14 protein-coding genes are annotated in these 18,063 nt (G+C 35.8%); 4 read left to right on the top strand and 10 right to left on the bottom strand.

Annotated features, from left to right (window positions below; translation table 11 throughout):
* Window positions 1-125 precede the first annotated feature (125 nt).
* On the bottom strand, window positions 126-410 hold the full coding sequence (locus VJJ26_01295; protein ID HLC06799.1) for a co-chaperone GroES: 285 nt from the start codon (window positions 408-410) through the stop codon (window positions 126-128).
* Between the two features lie 391 nt (window positions 411-801).
* Between VJJ26_01295 and VJJ26_01290 the strand changes: the two genes are divergently transcribed.
* The 3 genes from VJJ26_01290 (at window position 802) to VJJ26_01280 (ending at window position 3,819) form a co-directional block, all read left to right on the top strand.
* On the top strand, window positions 802-1,452 hold the full coding sequence (locus tag VJJ26_01290; GenBank protein HLC06798.1) for a ribulose-phosphate 3-epimerase: 651 nt from the start codon (window positions 802-804) through the stop codon (window positions 1,450-1,452).
* A 103-nt stretch (window positions 1,453-1,555) separates the two neighbouring features.
* Window positions 1,556-1,999 carry a hypothetical protein gene (locus VJJ26_01285; protein ID HLC06797.1) on the top strand — a complete coding sequence of 148 codons (444 nt, stop codon included), beginning with the start codon at window positions 1,556-1,558 and terminating at the stop codon, window positions 1,997-1,999.
* A 149-nt stretch (window positions 2,000-2,148) separates the two neighbouring features.
* A complete protein-coding gene (locus tag VJJ26_01280) occupies window positions 2,149-3,819 on the top strand; it encodes a hypothetical protein (protein ID HLC06796.1) in 1,671 nt (556 codons plus the stop codon).
* Between the two features lie 332 nt (window positions 3,820-4,151).
* On the opposite strand, the gene VJJ26_01275 is transcribed toward VJJ26_01280, so the two are convergent.
* The 8 genes from VJJ26_01275 to VJJ26_01240 form a co-directional block, all read right to left on the bottom strand.
* On the bottom strand, window positions 4,152-7,187 hold the full coding sequence (locus VJJ26_01275) for a cache domain-containing protein (GenBank protein HLC06795.1): 3,036 nt from the start codon (window positions 7,185-7,187) through the stop codon (window positions 4,152-4,154).
* On the bottom strand, window positions 7,184-8,413 hold the full coding sequence (locus tag VJJ26_01270; GenBank protein HLC06794.1) for an urea ABC transporter substrate-binding protein: 1,230 nt from the start codon (window positions 8,411-8,413) through the stop codon (window positions 7,184-7,186). Before VJJ26_01270 ends, VJJ26_01275 begins: the two co-directional genes overlap by 4 nt.
* Window positions 8,414-8,776: 363 nt before the next feature.
* Window positions 8,777-9,121: an RNA-binding protein gene (locus VJJ26_01265; protein ID HLC06793.1), complete on the bottom strand. Its 345-nt coding sequence runs from the start codon at window positions 9,119-9,121 to the stop codon at window positions 8,777-8,779.
* A gap of 275 nt (window positions 9,122-9,396) precedes the next feature.
* A complete protein-coding gene (locus tag VJJ26_01260; protein ID HLC06792.1) occupies window positions 9,397-9,729 on the bottom strand; it encodes an RNA-binding protein in 333 nt (110 codons plus the stop codon).
* Between the two features lie 417 nt (window positions 9,730-10,146).
* Complete coding sequence (locus VJJ26_01255) at window positions 10,147-10,479, bottom strand: RNA-binding protein (protein HLC06791.1); 333 nt, start codon at window positions 10,477-10,479, stop codon at window positions 10,147-10,149.
* A gap of 116 nt (window positions 10,480-10,595) precedes the next feature.
* Window positions 10,596-12,062, bottom strand: coding sequence for a hypothetical protein (locus VJJ26_01250; GenBank protein HLC06790.1), 1,467 nt, complete (start codon window positions 12,060-12,062; stop codon window positions 10,596-10,598).
* A gap of 205 nt (window positions 12,063-12,267) precedes the next feature.
* A complete protein-coding gene (locus VJJ26_01245; GenBank protein HLC06789.1) occupies window positions 12,268-12,780 on the bottom strand; it encodes a hypothetical protein in 513 nt (170 codons plus the stop codon).
* A gap of 1 nt (window position 12,781) precedes the next feature.
* A complete protein-coding gene (locus VJJ26_01240; GenBank protein HLC06788.1) occupies window positions 12,782-14,629 on the bottom strand; it encodes a toxin C-terminal domain-containing protein in 1,848 nt (615 codons plus the stop codon).
* A 417-nt stretch (window positions 14,630-15,046) separates the two neighbouring features.
* On the opposite strand from VJJ26_01240, the gene VJJ26_01235 reads away from it, so the two are divergent.
* On the top strand, window positions 15,047-15,301 hold the full coding sequence (locus VJJ26_01235) for a hypothetical protein (protein HLC06787.1): 255 nt from the start codon (window positions 15,047-15,049) through the stop codon (window positions 15,299-15,301).
* Here VJJ26_01235 and uvrA read toward each other — a convergent pair.
* The gene (gene uvrA / locus VJJ26_01230) at window positions 15,288-17,897 is read right to left on the bottom strand and encodes an excinuclease ABC subunit UvrA (GenBank protein ID HLC06786.1); all 2,610 of its coding nucleotides are present in this window, start codon (window positions 17,895-17,897) and stop codon (window positions 15,288-15,290) included. The genes VJJ26_01235 and uvrA overlap by 14 nt on opposite strands.
* Window positions 17,898-18,063: the final 166 nt, after the last annotated feature.

The following is an 18,063-nucleotide window of genomic DNA, read 5'->3' as shown; positions in this document are numbered from 1 at the left end:
AAGGCCCGAGAGTCAGTTTAACTGCTTCGGCTAATGTATCAACACCTTTGCGGATTTTTTCGCGTGCTTCGGTGCCAAAAACGATTCTTTTTGATGACATATTGTTACTACCTATATGCTAAAATTTATTCTTCAATAATTCCGAGAATGTCACTTTCGCGAACAATAAGATGATTGTCGCCGGTATCGGTGCCTGCGTACTTACCAAAATAGACGGTATCGTTTACATTCACCGCAAGAGGAATAAGTTTGCCTTCGTGCAAACGTCCTTGCCCCACAGCGATCACCAGGCCAGTTTGTGCCTTCTCTTTTGCAGCATCAGGAATGATAATGCCAAAGGCTGTTTTTTCTTCACTCTCAACGCGTTTTACAAGGATGTAATCTCCGAGTGGACGAAATTTTTTAAACATGTATTCTCCTTAAGAAGTTGGTATAATCTCACGATTTACATCACTTTTTAAGTATAAATCAAAAACAATAAATTTCAAACTTTTTTTACAGTGCAAGACTCAGGTTTTTTAACGCATCATTGTTTGTTTTTTGTAAAAAACCCTTTATCTACAACTGTTTTTCTGATTTGTCAGGCTTTTTGTTTTTCTTTATAAAGTTTAATATGGTGCACTCATATAATCAAACATTTTATTGTTAAGTTTAACTATTATTTGTGCTTTGCTATAGTGGGTGAAGGAGTTTTTAATTTGTGTTCGTATGGTTCGACAAGCTCACCACGAACGGACCAATAATTCTCTAATCCGTTCGCCCTGAGCTTGTCGAAGGGTGCGAACGCCTAAAAGAGGTTGTATGAATATCTATCCGTCACTTATGGCTGCCGACCAATCGAACTTACAAAAAGAAATAGAGTTGCTTGTACCATATTGTGCAGGTTTTCACATTGATGTAATGGATAATGTTTTTGTTCCGAATCTATTTTGGAACAATCCAAATGAGGTGAATGAAATTGTAACAATGGCAAAATCGGTATGGGTGCACTTGATGGTTAATAGCCCAATTGTTTTTTATGAGCAACTTTTACTCCCGATCGGGTCTCTTGTTTCTTTTCACATAGAACTAGATATTGATATTTTTGGTTTTGCAAAAACAATAAGAGAAAAAAAACATAAGGTTAGCATCGCAATACGTCCAAAAACGCCACTTGCGCGCATTGTGCCTTTTTTGAATATTGTAGATCAAGTTTTATTGATGTCGGTTGAACCTGGCTTTTCCGGACAGCCTTTTTTAGAAACTACTTTTGATCGCATTGCTGAGTTGGTTGCATATCGGCAAGAACATGATGCACATTTTAGAATTGGTCTTGATGGAGGAATCACTCAAGAAAACATTGCTGGTCTTACTGCGCAAGGCGTTGATGATTGTGCAATTGCGACAGCAATTTTTAAAAAAGAAGATCATGTTGCTGCGTTGCAAGAATTACAAGAGTTGGCGAACATGTAAAGAATGTTAGCTCGTAGTTTTTTGTTGAAATTCAGATTGCAATTATGATAGCGTGATGATGAATTATAAAATGTGATATGTTTTTTTTAAAAAAAGGATGCTCATGAAAAAACTAATAATTGTTGCAGCTATAGTTGTTGTTGGCATTGCAGGTTTTATGTTTATAAGAAATCGCATGGGTGTGAAAATGTCTTCTCAAGCAAGTGGGGGCGCAGATCTTACTGTTCTTAATGATTCAACAGATACTATTAGTGCTGAATATAAAGAAGGTGGAAAAGAGGCTGCATTTGTGCTAAAGCCAGGTGAAAAAGTAAGTGGTGGAAAAGGATTTATCAGAGTTTTCACTGCAAAAAAAGCAGGATCATATGAATTAGAGTATCCGTTTCCTCGTCCATCAGGTGCATCACAAGAGGTAGCATTATCACAAATAGTTGAAGCTGCACAGCAGAAAAAAGACCTTGGTGACACTGTGTATACTGAAAAAGGTATGCTTGGTGATATTAAGGTTGTGTACGAAGAAGCGCGTGTTCTTGATTCAACCTACTAATCAACATTAGAATTTATTTGTAATAACAAAAAGAGGCTGTAATAGGCCTCTTTTTTGTTATAAACCGTTTTTTATTTACATTCAACCTGTATATTTATTATAGTTTTATAAAGAAACAATTTGTTATTGTTAAATATATGGGGAGAAAAATGATAAAAAAATATGGTGTTTTGTTTTCATTATTGGCTATTGGACACATGGTGGCAATGGATCTTGCGCCACAAGAAGCAATGCAAGAACGAGTAGATATAAAGGATAAGTTATATCTTTATAACAAAGATACAGGAGATGGGATTGTTATCGATGAAAATATTTTATCGGTACTTCCCGTTCTTGAAATGTTATGGAACCATAGAAAAGACAAAACTAAACGGACTATCGGTATATCTAGTGAATATCCAGATCTCAATACAATTGCGATTATTGTTGGTATTTTAAAAGCGTATAAAACTGATACGATAGGACCCTTAACATCCTTAAGGAATCAACTTGATCACTTTACGTTGGCAGATCTTGTTTCATTATGCAACGCAGCCATATTTTTAGGAATTAATGATACTATTCTAAATGTTTTTGGTAATCGTATTGTTGAAATGGCAACAGATAGTGGATATCACCAGTCAGATGACTATGAAAATTTACAAGAACTTAATGATTATTTTGCCAAAAGATTTGTTTTACCTGATCTTATGTCTTTTTTAGTTGGTCATTTAAATGAGAAAAGTGTAGAACCAAAAATTTTACTGTCGTCTGGTATTTTATCATCATCAGTAGCATGTAGTCCGGATGGTACCAAGATTGTTGCCGGACATGGCGGTATTCAAAACAATCTTACTGTATGGGATGTTGCAACTGGAAAACAAATTAATAACCTTATTGGTCATCCAGGTGCTGTTTCGTCAGTAGCATTTAGTCCTGATAGCAGTAAGATTGTTTCAGGTTGCTTGAGTGATCACAACAATCTCATTGTGTGGGATGTTGTGACAGGAAATCAAATGTGTAATCTTACTCATCCTAAAGCTAAAAAGGCAGTCTATTCAGTAGCATTTAGTCCGGATGGTAATACAATTGTTGCGGGTGGAGAAGACTGTATCTTGCTAGATATAAGCAAACCTAATGATCTTTCCTATAGGATTTTAATAAGTAATCTACGAACTGTTACAACAGTAACATTTACTCCAGATGGCAGTAGAATTTGTATGGGGGGTCTGAGTGGATATGATGATAATCTTGTTATCTGGGATACTCCAATGGAAAATTATCTTAGCCTACCTAGTAGCCATACAAAAGCTATTTTATCAATAGCATGTAGTCCCAATGGTACAAGAATGGTTACGGGTGGATATGGCGATCAGAATAATCTTATTATATGGCGGGGGATGAGACCATTACATGTTTTACGGAATCTTATTGGTGATCCAAGAGGTATTAAGGCAGTAGCATGTAGTCATGATAGTAATACATTTGCTACGGTTGGTCTGAGTGATCCGAAGAGCATTGTGATGTGGAACGCTGCGACTGGAGAAGAAATGTATACTTTTGCACGGAATGTTGGATCGATAGCATTTTGTCCCGATGGAAAGGTTGTTTCAGGGGGGCATGATCTTATCTTGTGGACTAAATTTAAATTATCTCAGCAAGAGTTTGATGCTTTAAAAAATTGTAATGTTGCACAACTAGTATGGTTTTATAGATTATGTTTAGTGATGCAAAATATCTATGGTACAAACCTACCTGATGTTGCTCTTGCAAAGATTAGAACTTTTCCTCAGGATGTACGCAACATATTCAGAAAACTTGGAGTAGTATGGGCCGAGTAAATATATTGTAAAGTTAAAAAAAGAGGCTGTACAGGCCTCTTTTTTTATGGTGTTTTTTAGGCTTATCCGTTCGCCCTGAGTGTTTTTGCTTTGCAAAAATGTATCGAAGGGTGTAAGTGAATAAAAACCTTTTGAGGATTATCCTTCGATACATTTTTTGAGGACAAAAAACACTCAGGACGAGCGGAGTTGGGTAGTTTGCTAACAATAAAGCGCTTAATCCTTCTCAACCAGCCTTCGTCAAGACTTCGGCAGGCACAGTCCGCCATAGCTTTAGCGACGGCGGGCAAGTTTAGGATGAGCGCTTGGGGAAAGTTTAGAAACGGGGTTTTTTAGTAAAAAACGATTAGTGTAGTAATTAACCATGTGATAAATTGGAATGGCCAGAAAAGTAATTTAATCACATGAAATGCCTTCTTTTGGTATGCGCCTTTGTGCTTATAAAAGTGATTTAAAATAGTGTGCAGAATCAGCAAAATAATAGTCACATAGGTGTAAAAAAATGCATACTCTATGTACAATGTTGAGCCTGATGGGTGTTGTTCGCGCAGAGACCGTTGTAATATAATGAGAGAGAAAAAGAGACCAGTGTAAGGTCCAAGCATTGAAAATGGATCTGTTCTTCTGCTTGCAATGAGTAGTGTGCAGAAAAGTGTAAAGAGTATGACAAACAATGGAAGTACATATAGTACAAACGGGTTGAGTAAATTCCGATTTAAAATTACATTGTAAATCAGTTGGAAGTTGTCAGTTACTTTACCATATTCTTTAAATCCGAAGTTTGCTTTTGGATCAAACTGATGATATTCAAAGAAAGTTTGCTCAACGGTAAAACCAGCAATCGAAAATTCTTTATCAAGTCCTGGAGTTGATTCAGGGCTTACTTTTTTGTATCCAACAAGATCAGGAGTCAGGATAATGTTTTTTTCAATATCGCGATGTTCAAGAATAATGCGTAATTGTGGTTGATCAAAAGGATATTGAGTACTCAATTGATCTTGTGATAATAGTCCCTGTACAGTCCATGTTTCTGTTTCCCAATTGCCTGTTTTTGAAAGGAGAGGTTTGCCAATTGCCATACGAGTTGATTGAAGAATATCTATGCCATGAGCGATGTTTGTGTGTTCTGTTATGTTGTATTTGGTCCAGAGATAACCTGATATTTCTACGTGATCAGGATCAGGAATGGTGATTGAGTAAAGTAATAATCCACAAGGAACATTGATTGGTTTTGGTTCGTGTTTGCGATGTGCTTCCTCATTAAGATCATTTAAAAATTTATCAAGACTTGATTGATCAGTAACTACCGTTGTAGATTCTCTGTTTATTGTGTGCGTAATGGTGATTGTATGCCATGCAGCAATTAGTCCTAGCAATAATACAAGATTTACTAGTGCAGTACATGTAGTTCCTGTAATAATTGTGTATGTGTACAGCAATGATGCAGCGATTAATAGTGTTATGATGAGCCACAATAATATCCAAAAATAATAGTGACGTATTTTTTGTGTAGCAAGTCCAACTTCATTTTCTGAAAATATTGTTCCAATAGTCCAATTATTAATTGCAATAGGCTGCGTTGCTATCCAATAAAGTTCTTTGGTGGTGGGAGACTTGTACGATGCAATAAGAGGTTTTCCATCTAATGATTTTTGAGCAATGCTTGCAAGTTCTTCATCTCCATTTGATTGAGCAAATTGTAACAGTGTTGTTTGATTCTGAGCTAAAGCTGAAATTGGATGAAAAATAAAGGCTCCGGTATTGCTTGTGATAATTGAATATCCCGTTTGTCCAATGCTATTGTATTCAACGTTTCCAGTAATAGGGAGTAGCGAAAAAGTAACTGCAACAACGCCATGTGGTTTATTATCACTATTAAAAAAGGTGCACGCATATGTAGCTGTTGGAGTACCTATTGAACCATTTTTTGTTGAATTGACAATCCATATGGATTTTTTTTCCAGTGCTTCTTTGTACCATTGTGTTTGAAACATATTTGCAGTGTCTACTACGTCAGTTGAAGTTGTCTGCACGTGTAATTCTGTTGTATTGTTATAGCTGTATGGTGTAAATAGCACAGTGATATTAGTAAGTATATTGTTTTCTGACAAATCTCTTTTGATTCGTGTAGAAATATCGTCCTTTTTGAGATAATTTGTTCGTAAATCATCAGAGATTGATTGAGCAACAAAAGCTATTTTTTTCAGAACAGTTTCAATTGTTTCAGCACTTTTTGTACTTGTGTCTATTGCTTTTTGTTGTGCTTTTTTAATGGTGGATGATTTTTTTATTTTGCATTGGATAATGTTTTTTACCGTTAATCCAAGAAAAATAAGTAGTAAAATAAAGAGTGGGTTTTTGACAATTGCAGGAATTTTATTACACGGAGGTGCTGTATTTATTTTTATTGCTGTATGTCGTATGAGAGGGAAAAATAGGTAACCATTTATCAGTAAACTGAGTATAAAAATAAGTAAAAACAATAAGAAGAATGAGTATAGTATCTGTGTTGGTTCTAGTATTTCTGATTGATCAATCTTGACGATCATTCCCCAATCAAGCTCAGGAATGAATTTCCATGCACCAACAACTTTTTTTTCTCGATAATCAATTGCCGTACCAGAACCTTCCTGACCAAGAGTTGCTGCTTGAATTGAAAGTGGCGGATTAGTAAACAGGGCTCTTTTTTTAAATGCTAAATCGGGATCGTTTCTGGTTGGAGAAAGAAAAACAATATATTCTCCTTCCTTTCTTGCCAGAGCAATTTCCCCTGTTTTTCCTAATCCAATATATTGATTAGTTATGAGATATATTTTTTCTTGATCCAATTGGTATGAGAGAGCGCCAATATATTTTTTTTCTGCAAGAATGGGAATGGTAATAAAAAAAGCAGGTTCTTGAAGTAGTGTGTTAAAGTTAAAATAGGAAAAATCATTGGTGAGCGTCATTGCTGCTCGTTCATATGATTTGCCTAAAGATGAATCAGTGTGATTGTTAAGATTTTCATGTACAAGATTTTTCTTTGTTGTTGAAAATATGACTGTTCCATCTTTATCGATGAGTAGTACACTTTTAAACCCCATATGTTCTTTGTGTGCAGAAATAAGATTGGAGAGTGTTTGTTCTTCGTCTTGAGATATTTTGTTAAGAGTTTTGATTACGAGAGGTTCTTGTGATAATTGTATCGCATTTTTTTCTTGCTCATTGAGATATGTATTAATTTCATGAGAACGACTATCTGCTATTGCAGAAAGCTTTTTTTGGTATGTTGGTATAATTGAATAATACACATACTGGTACCAACCAAAAATGCCACACGTAACAATACATAATAGTAGTGATAATGGTACAGTTATTCGTTTTATCATTGTCTACTTTCCAATTCGCTTATTTTTGCTCGCGCGGCATGCCATTCATCAATAGATCTTGTTGGGGGATAAGGCTCAGGTTTTATTGATTTTTGAGAGCTCCACAAAATAGTAAATTGTTTGTCTGATCGAATTTTGCCAACGCGTCCCAAACTCCATGTTTGCAGTGATTTTTCAGCAATATGAATAATTCCCTGTGGAGCATTAAATGCTTGATTATACAGTGCAGGAAGAACAAGCTTAGGTTCTGTTGATTGTGCTTTTTCTACCGCTTGTTTCCATAAATACACACCAAAATAAGCCGCTTCCATAGCATCGCTGACAGTTTGTTTTTCACCATACATGTCTTCAAATTTCTTCACAAATATTTTGTTCTCAAGAGTATCAATACGTTCAAAATAGCTCCATGCTGCATAGTCTCCGGTCATGGAATCTGTGTTGAAAAGCTGTAATTCCGGTTCAGAGATACTGAATGACATGGTTGGTATTTTTTCCGGTGTTATGCCTCTTCTACGCAGTTCCGTAAAAAAAAGAATATTAGAATCACCTTCGAGATTGTTTAAAATAACGTCCGGCTTTGAATCAACAATTTTTTGTACAATGGGATTGATATTTTTATCATTAAGAGCAAGATATTCTTCTCCTACAATTGTTCCATTATAGGCGAATACAACATCTTTAATTATCTCATGAAGTATGTGATCGGATCCGACAAGAAAAAATTTTTTCCCAAGATGCTGCATGCACCAGGTAACACCGGGGATTATTTGTTGATTTGGTGTGGTACTTGTATATACAATATGTTTTGAATCTTCAAGGCCTTCAAATTGTACAGGGTAAAAAAGAACGGAGTTATATTTTTCAACAACATCTTTTACCATTATTCTGCTTGGTGATGTCCAGCATCCAAAAATAGCGACAACGTTTTCTTCTTTTATGAGACGTTCTGCTTGTGCAGCAAATACAGTTTCATTCGATTGTCCATCAACAAGAAGAGCTTCAATTTTTTTTCCAAAAATTCCCCCTGCAGCATTTACTTCTCTGATTGCAAGGAGTGTTGCATCGGCAACGGGCTTTTCACTAATGGCTAAGTCTCCTGTGAGCGAATGGAGAATGCCTACTTTAATCGTTTTTTGTGATTGAGACAGAGAGAGTATGTACCACAGGAGAAGGCTGATGATGCAAATAGGGAAGATTGCGAGGATTAGGTACCATTTTTTTGTCATAGTTCAACAGCCTTTTTTGAGACAATTATCTAAAACAGCTGCAGTTTTTTCTTACTGCGCTCATCCTGAACCTGCTTTTCCCCATGTTCCATTTCATTCCACACGGGGACCCCGGCGTAGAAAAACGAAGCTGGGGATAAAAGGACCAGAGCGCTCTGATCCTTCAACAAGTTCAGGATGAGCGCGAAGAGTATCCAGATCAGGTATAGGATTAATAATTTTTACTGTATACATGAAAAAGAATAGGATTTGTTGGAAATGTAAGTCAAGAAAAAGACCTGTATTGTTACATACAGGTCTTTTATCTAATTTCTTTCGACGGATACCCAATATAAACAAAGTGTTATTGGGTTATAAATGTGCTTAGTAGCGGAAATTTCTTCCACCATCACGGCTGTTGCTACTGCTACTGGTGTTATTGTAGCCACCTTCACGACGAGGTGCGCGGTTTTCGCGACCAGTTGCTTCACGTGGACGAGATTCATTAACAACCATTTTGCGACCTTGAAAGTCTTTGCCATTGAGTTCAGCGATAGCTCTTTGAGCTTCGTCATCATTTGGCATTTCAACAAAACCAAAACCACGGGATGAACCAGTGAATTTGTCAGCAACGATTTTTGCAGTTGTTACTTGTCCGTAACCTTCAAAAAGATCTTTAACTGTGCTTTCAGTCGCTGAGTAGGAAAGATTTCCGAGATAAATATTCATAAAAAATCACTCTAGTAAAAATAAAACAGATATTGATATTCTTTATTGGCCAATAAAGATTTATTACCCCTGCAGTCTAGCAGAGGAAATGGACCTAGGCAAGGTTTATTTACGCCTGCATTATACTTTAAACCTATCTCCAGTTCCCTTTCGATGGATGGAGCTTACTTCGTGTAAAGCTACGAAGACCCTGGTGAAAAGATTGGGTTAAAGTAAAGTGGTCCCTAAATTAATAGGGACCACTTTACTTTTCAGTTCAATATACAAAGCTGGGATTAGTAGCGAGAATTTCTTCCGCCGCCATCACGACCACCACCATTGTAACCACCTTCACGACGAGGAGGGCGATTGTTGCTACCAGTTGTTTCGCGTGGACGAGATTCATTAACAACTATTTTGCGTCCTTCAAAATCTTTACCATTGAGTTCAGCGATAGCTTTTTGAGCTTCGTCATCATTTGGCATTTCGACAAAACCAAAACCACGGGATGAACCAGTGAATTTGTCAGTGACGATTTTTGCAGTTGTTACTTGTCCGTAACCTTCAAAAAGTTCTCTAATTGTGTTTTCTGTAGCAGAATAGGAAAGATTTCCGAGATAAATATTCATAAAAAATTACTCTAGTAAAAATAAAACAGATATATTGATATTCTTTATTGGCCAATAAAAATTTATTACATTTATAGCTTAGCAGAAGAAATCGATCTAGGCAAGGTTTATTTTTTATATGGCAGATTATTATCCAATTCTCGCTTTGTACCCAATCTCCATTTCATTTCGATCGGGTGCCCGGGTGAAGAGAAACGGAAGCTCAGTCCCACACTTCATTTCATTCCGTATGGGGACCCCAATGAAGAGAAACGGAGTTGGGGATTAAAGCAGGGCTTAAAAAAAAACATGGGGTTCAAAAAAAGGGTCCCTACGTTAATAGGGACCCTTGCACTTTTCAGTTTTTAATATCCAGTCGAATTTCTATAGTGTTCTTTCGACGGGTACCCAATAAGAACAAAGTGATATTGGGTCAAATTAGTAGCGAGAATTTCTTCCGCCGCCATCACGACCGCCACCATTGTATCCACCTTCACGACGAGGAGGGCGGTTATCACGTCCAGTTGTTTCACGTGGGCGAGACTCATTAACAACTATTTTACGTCCTTCAAAATCTTTACCATTAAGTTCATCAATAGCTTTTTGAGCTTCGTCAGCATTTGGCATTTCAACAAAGCCAAAACCACGAGATGAGCCAGTAAATTTATCAGTAACGATTTTTGCAGTTGTTACTTGTCCGTAGGTTTCGAACAATTCTTTCATCGAATTTTCTGTAGCAGAATAAGGAAGATTTCCAACATAAATGTTCATAAACATCACTTTAATAAAAAATAAAACAAATAACTCAAACCATTTATTGGCCAAATAAACAATTAAACATCTCTAGCTTAGCAGAATAAAAATGCATTCGCAAGAAAGTTGCAATCTCAAAATGTTGCGGCTAGCTTTATCCACACTTTCCAGAGTTGTAGTAGCGAGTTGTGGAAGGGAACGTCTACGGACCATCCAATGCCAAGAATGCTATCGCTCGTTTCACCTTTATTAATCCATCCAATGCTTCCAAATGCTCGCTGGGCAAAGCCGCCATAGCTTTCGCCAGATTGAGGGTCAAGGTCGCAGGTTGTTATTGGTACAAATTCAAGATCATCAGGGGCTTTAAAGGCAATAGTACTTCTGCTTGCTGTTTTACCAGGTGCGCTGCCAGCTATTCCAAAAGGGATTGGTTGATCTGTTATAACAGGTGTGGTGCCATTTAATCCAAAGATGTGAGCAGGTGCCGGTTGTTTAAGGTTGGTTCTTTCATTACCGTGTCCCCAAATTCCGTAGCCAATTTCTGCTTCCATAGTTGGTGTGTGAAAGCGCCATCCCAGTGCAAAATCAACAATGTTGAATGGTTTTGCGGTAATTCTTTGTGTCATGTAGTTAACACCAGGTTGATTGGTATTTGGTTGAGCGCCTATGACGTTCATTAAAAGAAATCGACTCCATGGCTTGTCGAATAAGTCATATGTTCTGAATTGTTTGTTTCTAATAAGAATGACTGATTCAAGGTCAATAAATCCGCAAAATGCAAAATTGGTGGTGTCTCTATTGAAAGGAACTTGTATATTGAGACCTCCGCCAATTCCTAAGTGATGGTTATTGCCGTTGACTGGTTCAAACATTGTCTCACCATTTTGTTTGTTGCCGGTAGGAATTGCCAATACTGTATAGTAGTCGAGTTGTAAAAATTCTTCAGAAATATAACTTGTTCCCAATTTTATGGTTAATTCTGCTACGCCAACTTTTTTTTTCTGACAATTGTCTATGCGACTGAAGCACCACGATGGCTGATTAAATGCTTGGATGATATTTTGGGGGAAGTCAGTTCCTTGGTTGATAACATTAGTTTGCGTTAGATGTATGTTATTTTTTACCACCGAAACGGGCAATTGTATTTGAATATACATATCGCGCAGAAATCGAACATCAAACCATGTTTTTAAGTCCTGGTGATATTCGAAAAGACAACCTTTTTGTTGTTGCTTTGGATTTACTGATAAAAAACCGCGGAAGGTGCTTGGTAAGTTTACCCATTCAGCACGAATATCTCTGGTTTCTAAATCCGCTGTTTGTTGATCACCAGCTACTAATAGTTCAGTTTTGCCATTCATTAAAAAATAACGGGCATTTTTATCAAGAGACATGGAGTTTTGGAAAAATGGAATAGCTTGAAAACCACCTCTGACGTGGCCTTTTTTATTAAATTCAATATCGTGCCACAGTGCTTGTTCCATGACAATGTCATAATATCCCGGTTTGGTATACATAAAAGAGTGGGCAAAGACTTCGCGTTTAGCGTGTATACTCGAAGTTACAAAGAAAACGGACAAAAGCACGAGATATTTTTTCATTCACGATATCCTTTTTTTTGCTTTTAGCTTAGGACAGGATTAGCATAAATTCAAGAACCTCTTTATTTGGGGTCCGATACTCGATACGTTCAGGAACCATGAAATACAATTTACCGTTAGTTTACAAGACATTCAAACCTTTTTTTCATCAATACATGATTAACAAATAGGTCTAATTTATGAATTTCATCTGTCTTAAAATAATTTATCTATAAAAAGATTTAAAATCTTCCACAAACAACCCTGATTCTCTTATTTTTTGCAAAGCATCCTTGCATTCTGACCTACTACCAATATACATATAATAATCATGACTAAAATCAACAAACATTTTATGCTTACCTATCAATTTGCACCAAAAATAATTTCGCAATATCAACTTTGATGCTACTTTAACCTGCTCTAATGATAATAAATCATTTTCTTTGAGCCCATTAACAAATATAACCTCTTCTTTATCAACCAAAGCGTCTTCATTTATGCTACCATGATTCTCTAAGTATTTAACTTGTAGCTGTGAAACATCTAAACAATTCATCAATAATACTATTGCGTTTATATAAAGATCTTCTACTCGTACATATTCATCATAGGTAAGTTTTTCACCTTGATAGACGCTTCCAATATCACCGTAGGAAATCCAAGTATCTTCAAGAAACCATCCTTGTGAATTGCGTTTTTTTGGATCATATTTTGTTATTCGCCAACAATATTTCACATTAATCTCCAATTCGATTTAGATGTTTATCATAAGTGCCCATTCTCACTGTTCTACTCTCTAAATTTTTAACAGAATTAGCCATTTTCCATACACCACCGTTGTGCCCAGATCTATCAGGTGTTATATATGTATTTCCTTTTTTGAATACAGGCTGCCTCTGAGAATAATAATTAGTTTTTTCAAACCCTAATTTTTCTGCTGCTTCTGTCGCCTCTTTTGTTGTCTTAAGAATATTTTTTTCGTTGGATGAATCTTTGTTAGATTCATCCTTATCATCATTTTTTTTATTATTTTTATTAGGACCCCCAGCAGAAACTATACTTGCTAATTTATTTTTAGCGTCAGCAAGAGCTTGTGCATTAGTATTCCTACGACCCCGTGCAAGCTCATTTTTTGTTCCGCTCTTAAGATCAGTTATTAAAATACCTCGACCAGCAAAATGCTTTTCTGATACAGCAATCTTTGTGGCAACGCGAACTTTTTTCGTTGCCACCCATTGATCACATTCAATAATTACTGGCAGTATTTTCTCCAAAACATCGATAACATTTGTGCTTTGTTCTACACACATGACATTCATACAATGAGTATAATACTGAGCTACTATCTTTAATTCATTCAGATTTTGAGCAAAATTATCAAGTAGGTGCTCTTCCAGAAGGTCTGCTTTATACGACTGCAATGCTATGGCATAAGTCATCTTGCTGAGATTATTATTCCATAAGGCTGTAGCATTACTTATATGCTCTCTCGCTTGCGTATATTCATTACGAGCAGTGTCTACTTGTTTTATAAGCTCATCAACATGTAGGGCTAGAATGCATTGCAGATCTATGATTTCTTGCTCACGGTATTGTAAATCAATTTCTCGCAATATCCTCAGGTTTTCTTTTTGCTGATTTGATAGCAATGCCTCATTTTTATCAGAAATTTTCAAAAACTGATTGTAACAATAGGCATTCGAAGTACTATGTTTTTGTAAGAATTGATAGGTAAAACTTTCTGAATGAGCGCCACAAAAAGCTTTAATATTTTCTAAGCCATTTTTAATAGAAAGTAATTCTTGTTTCATTCCCTCTAAAGCGGTTGTTCTTTGATTATAATAAGAACGTTCAGCAAGAACTACATCGGAGGGTAGTACAATTTTTTGATCGGAAGGTTGATACTGTTGGATGTATGCCTGATAAGCCCTATGCCCAATAGTAGATAAGGCAATAGCAGCGCCAATCGCCGCAACAATAGGATTGATTACTATGACATTGCCTAAACACATACTCGAAACGCCCATAGCAAGTGCCTCGCAATTGTGTACACATAATCCATGTGGGGCAATAGAAAAAGTATGATCTTTTACCGTAAGACAATACAAAAATGCTTTTTTGCATACCACTCTCTTATGCGTTACTTCATAAGACTCACTTTTACTATTTAACAACGTTACACCTGGATACACTCTCTGTCCTGAAAACCACAACCCAAATGATGTAGTATAATAACATTGATCAGCTCCACTATAAACAGCGGTATTATCTACTACAAACTCCACATACTGATCCACATATTTTTTTGCTATGGCAACTATTCTTTTTTCTTGTCCTTCGTAATCTATAACAACATCACCCCTAACAAGATTTTTAATTTGCTTATATCCGCGAGGCGTTTGTACCAATGTATTTCCGCAAAATCCCTCTTGGTTATAACGTTGTTTAGCAGAAAAACTAGAAAAAAAAGGCGGTAATGATGAAGGCAATGGTTTATAAGGTATGTTTTCAATAATACAAACCGTGTTAAATGAATAAAAAACAACAAAAAACAATAAAAAAATTAACCGAACGAGACGCTTCATATACGTACTTTCTTAATTATGAGCTTTAACGTAGAAGTATTTTTTTAAGTCCTAGTATAACCTCTCATGGGTAAATAATATACTCATATATATTTTCTTCTTATTGCATTATCCTCATCATATGCTATTATCTCAGCAAGTTTTAACGAACGCATTATATTTAAAAGGAAAAACTATGTACGCAATTATAGATACAAATTCTGATGATCTCATGCAGATCATAGGTCTCATGGCGTACAACTCCTTCTTGAATTGTTAATCTAATCACCAATTCCTCAGACAGTAATTTTTTACGCCATATACAGAACGTCCTTCTTTGCTTTCATGTTCTTCGTAGTTTTAGCGAAGTAGAAAAGCAAAGGGAAACAAGACAACGCTTGAAACTTACATTTTTAAATTTTAATACGAAAGTATTATATGGCTCGATTACGTCCGGTAAAAACTATTAATGTGTTAGCTTGTGAAGAAAAAACACGACTTACTACCTTCTTTATGCTTCTTGCTGAAATAGATTTACGTTTACCAAAATCTACAAAAACAAAAAATAGCACAAAGGCAAAAGCAAAACACAGACCCATGAAGCAAGCACCTTGTTATATTAAATGTCCTGCGAGATGTTCATCAAGAACCGCTCAGCGGGACTTGTTTTTGCAAGCACTTAACTATTGTTAAGACCGTTACCTGTTATATAATCCTTCAAGGATTGTCCGGTTAATGAATCTCGATTTTCTATAATTTCTTGAGGTGTACCTGTTGCAACAATTGTACCTCCTGCTATTCCGCCACCTGGACCAAAATCAATAATAGTATCTGCCTCACAAGCAACATCCAAATTATGCTCAATAACTACCACCGTATTTCCTTTAGATATCAATTTCCTAAATACAGTAAGCAATTTTCCCACTTCATGAGGATGCAACCCTGTTGTTGGTTCATCTAATAAATACAATGTATTACCAGCTTCAGACTTAGATAATTCAGCAGCCAACTTAATTCTTTGTGCCTCTCCGCCTGATAACGTTGCAGTAGATTGGCCTAATTTTAAATGTCCTAAATCAACTTGCCTCATTAAATCTAAAATCGCAAAAATCTTTTTCTCATCTCTAAATGCAGCAATAGCGTCATTTACCGTCATATCTAAAATGTTTGCAATATTATATCCCTGAAATTTAACCTCTAATAATTTCTCATTAAATCGCGTTCCATTACAAACTGGACATTCTTCTTCAATATTAGGCATGAATGTCATATCAACTTCTACTACACCAGCACCATCACAATTTTCACAACGCTTCTCAGAAACATTAAAAGAAAAATCTTTAGCATTAAAACCACGAATTTTTGCTTCTGGCAAAGATGCAAATACATCTCGAATATAATCAAAAAGTTTAGTATAAGTTGCTACATTAGACCGCGATGATCTTGAACCTATCGTAACTTGATCAACATTTACTATTCGATCGAAATAATCTAAACCATCAATAGAAGTATATTTTCCCGGAACTGTACTTGCATTATTAAAGTATTGTCTTGCTGCTTTATCCACAATATCAAATAAGAACGTTGATTTTCCCGAACCAGATACCCCTGTTAATACCACAAGTTGTTTTAACGGAATAATGACATCAATATTCTTTAAATTATGTTCATTCGCTCCATGTACAACTAATTTTTCCTTATTCTGGCGAGCAACAGTATTTAAATCAACAAATGGCTTCTTAGCCAAATATTTACCTGTAATCGATCTTTCGCAAGCCATAACATCTGCTGGTGTACCAGAAACTATAACTTCCCCACCTTGACTACCTCCGCCGGGTCCCATATCTATGATAAAATCTGCATTCTTAATAACATCAACATCATGCTCAATAACCAAAACGGTATTACCTGCTTCTTGTATCATTCGCAATGTTTTTAATAACTTTGCAGTATCATGAGGATGCAAACCTGTTGTTGGTTCATCTACAACGTATAACACGCCAGTAAGCTCGCTACCAAGTAAACTAGCCAATCTTACTCTTTGTGATTCTCCGGCGGATAAGGAAGGAAGTGTACGATTCAAACTTACATAATGCAATCCAACTTCTATCAAATTGGAGGTTCTTTTTTGTAATGCATCAGCAAAGGCTGCAAATACTTGCAATTCATCTTCTGAAATTGACTCATTTAAATCACATAGCCATTGAAGAAATTCACTTAAATTAAGCCTAATCACATCTACAATAGTTTTTCCGAAAATGGTTACTTTTTTACCAATTCTCGCCAAACCTGTTGCTTCACATTCAGCACATGGCTCATTTACAATATATTTTTTAATATTATCTGAGGCTTTTGCAGGATTATTTTTATATAAATTCAACAAACCAGGAACAACCCCTTCAAAAAGACCTTCGCTAACTTTCTTCGGAGCTTTAGTATGTTTATACGCTTTAACAAAATCTGGAAAACTAATCCCATACAGTAAAAAATTTCTTTGTTCTTGTGTATAATTTTGCATCGGTGTCTCGGCATCAAATAAAAAATTATAATGCTTACTAGCAGCGAGTATAACGCCTTCATAATACTTTGCTAATGCTTCATCCCAAAAATTTACCCCGCCATTTCTAATCGATCTTTCTTCATTAAGCAAACATGAAAGATCAACGCTAATAACTTCACCTAATCCCTTACAAGCTTCGCATGCTCCCACTATAGTATTAGATGAAAAATGAGCCATAGTGAGCTTTTCTAATTTGGTATTGCAATGGGGACAATTAAAATAACTTTTCTTTCTTTTTTTTGAAGAATCAGTTTTTTCTTCTATTTCAATTGTTACGAGTTTATTTTTGTCTTGCAAAGGTTGTTTAACAACTCTTTCACAACTTGTACAAGGCTGATATCCCATAGCTGCAAACATATTTCTTAAAATAGTAAGAATACCTGTTTTGGTACCAACCGTAGAACGAGGATTAAAATCAGTTACACGCTGAGAAACCCCTATTGAAGGAGACAATCCCATAAGAATATCTACTTTTGCTTTTTCTATATGGTCTGTAGTCATACCAAGTGATTCTAAATATTGTCTAATACATTCTTTTTGAAGAATATCAGTTGCTATAGAAGATTTACCTGAACCAGAAGGTCCCGTTAACGCAACTAATTTACCTTTAGGAATCTCAAAACAAATATTTTTTAAATTATGTTCTTTTGCACCATGAACAATAATTTTAGTTATATCTCGAGTAGTAGACAATCCACATCTTAAAGGACAAACAATATTTCTAATCATAAAAATATCCCCCTATGCAACTCGATTGTCAAATTCAGGTCGTCCAACTTTTGTTTTTTTTGTCGAAAATACACTTTTTAATTCACACCACAGCTTATCTGATATAAACTTCATAACAGCCCTTTTTTTTGTTTGTTTCCAAAGGCTATTATAGCCTTTTTAAAAA

It is taken from the genome of Candidatus Babeliales bacterium (assembly GCA_035288105.1).
In the GTDB taxonomy this organism is placed as follows: Bacteria; Babelota; Babeliae; order Babelales; family Vermiphilaceae; genus SOIL31.
This window is presented reverse-complemented; position numbering and strand designations above follow the sequence as displayed.

Bases quoted from the DNA above. Each gene is read 5' to 3' on its own strand.
- VJJ26_01260 (HLC06792.1), bottom strand. From the start codon at position 9,729: ATGAATATTTATCTCGGAAATCTTTCCTATTCTGCTACAGAAAACACA.
- uvrA (HLC06786.1), bottom strand. From the start codon at position 17,897: ATGATTAGAAATATTGTTTGTCCTTTAAGATGTGGATTGTCTACTACT.
- VJJ26_01295 (HLC06799.1), bottom strand. From the start codon at position 410: ATGTTTAAAAAATTTCGTCCACTCGGAGATTACATCCTTGTAAAACGC.
- VJJ26_01275 (HLC06795.1), bottom strand. From the start codon at position 7,187: ATGATAAAACGAATAACTGTACCATTATCACTACTATTATGTATTGTT.
- VJJ26_01265 (HLC06793.1), bottom strand. From the start codon at position 9,121: ATGAATATTTATCTCGGAAATCTTTCCTACTCAGCGACTGAAAGCACA.
- VJJ26_01280 (HLC06796.1), top strand. From the start codon at position 2,149: ATGATAAAAAAATATGGTGTTTTGTTTTCATTATTGGCTATTGGACAC.
- VJJ26_01255 (HLC06791.1), bottom strand. From the start codon at position 10,479: ATGAACATTTATGTTGGAAATCTTCCTTATTCTGCTACAGAAAATTCG.
- VJJ26_01290 (HLC06798.1), top strand. From the start codon at position 802: ATGAATATCTATCCGTCACTTATGGCTGCCGACCAATCGAACTTACAA.
- VJJ26_01240 (HLC06788.1), bottom strand. From the start codon at position 14,629: ATGAAGCGTCTCGTTCGGTTAATTTTTTTATTGTTTTTTGTTGTTTTT.
- VJJ26_01235 (HLC06787.1), top strand. From the start codon at position 15,047: ATGGCTCGATTACGTCCGGTAAAAACTATTAATGTGTTAGCTTGTGAA.
- VJJ26_01270 (HLC06794.1), bottom strand. From the start codon at position 8,413: ATGACAAAAAAATGGTACCTAATCCTCGCAATCTTCCCTATTTGCATC.
- VJJ26_01250 (HLC06790.1), bottom strand. From the start codon at position 12,062: ATGAAAAAATATCTCGTGCTTTTGTCCGTTTTCTTTGTAACTTCGAGT.
- VJJ26_01285 (HLC06797.1), top strand. From the start codon at position 1,556: ATGAAAAAACTAATAATTGTTGCAGCTATAGTTGTTGTTGGCATTGCA.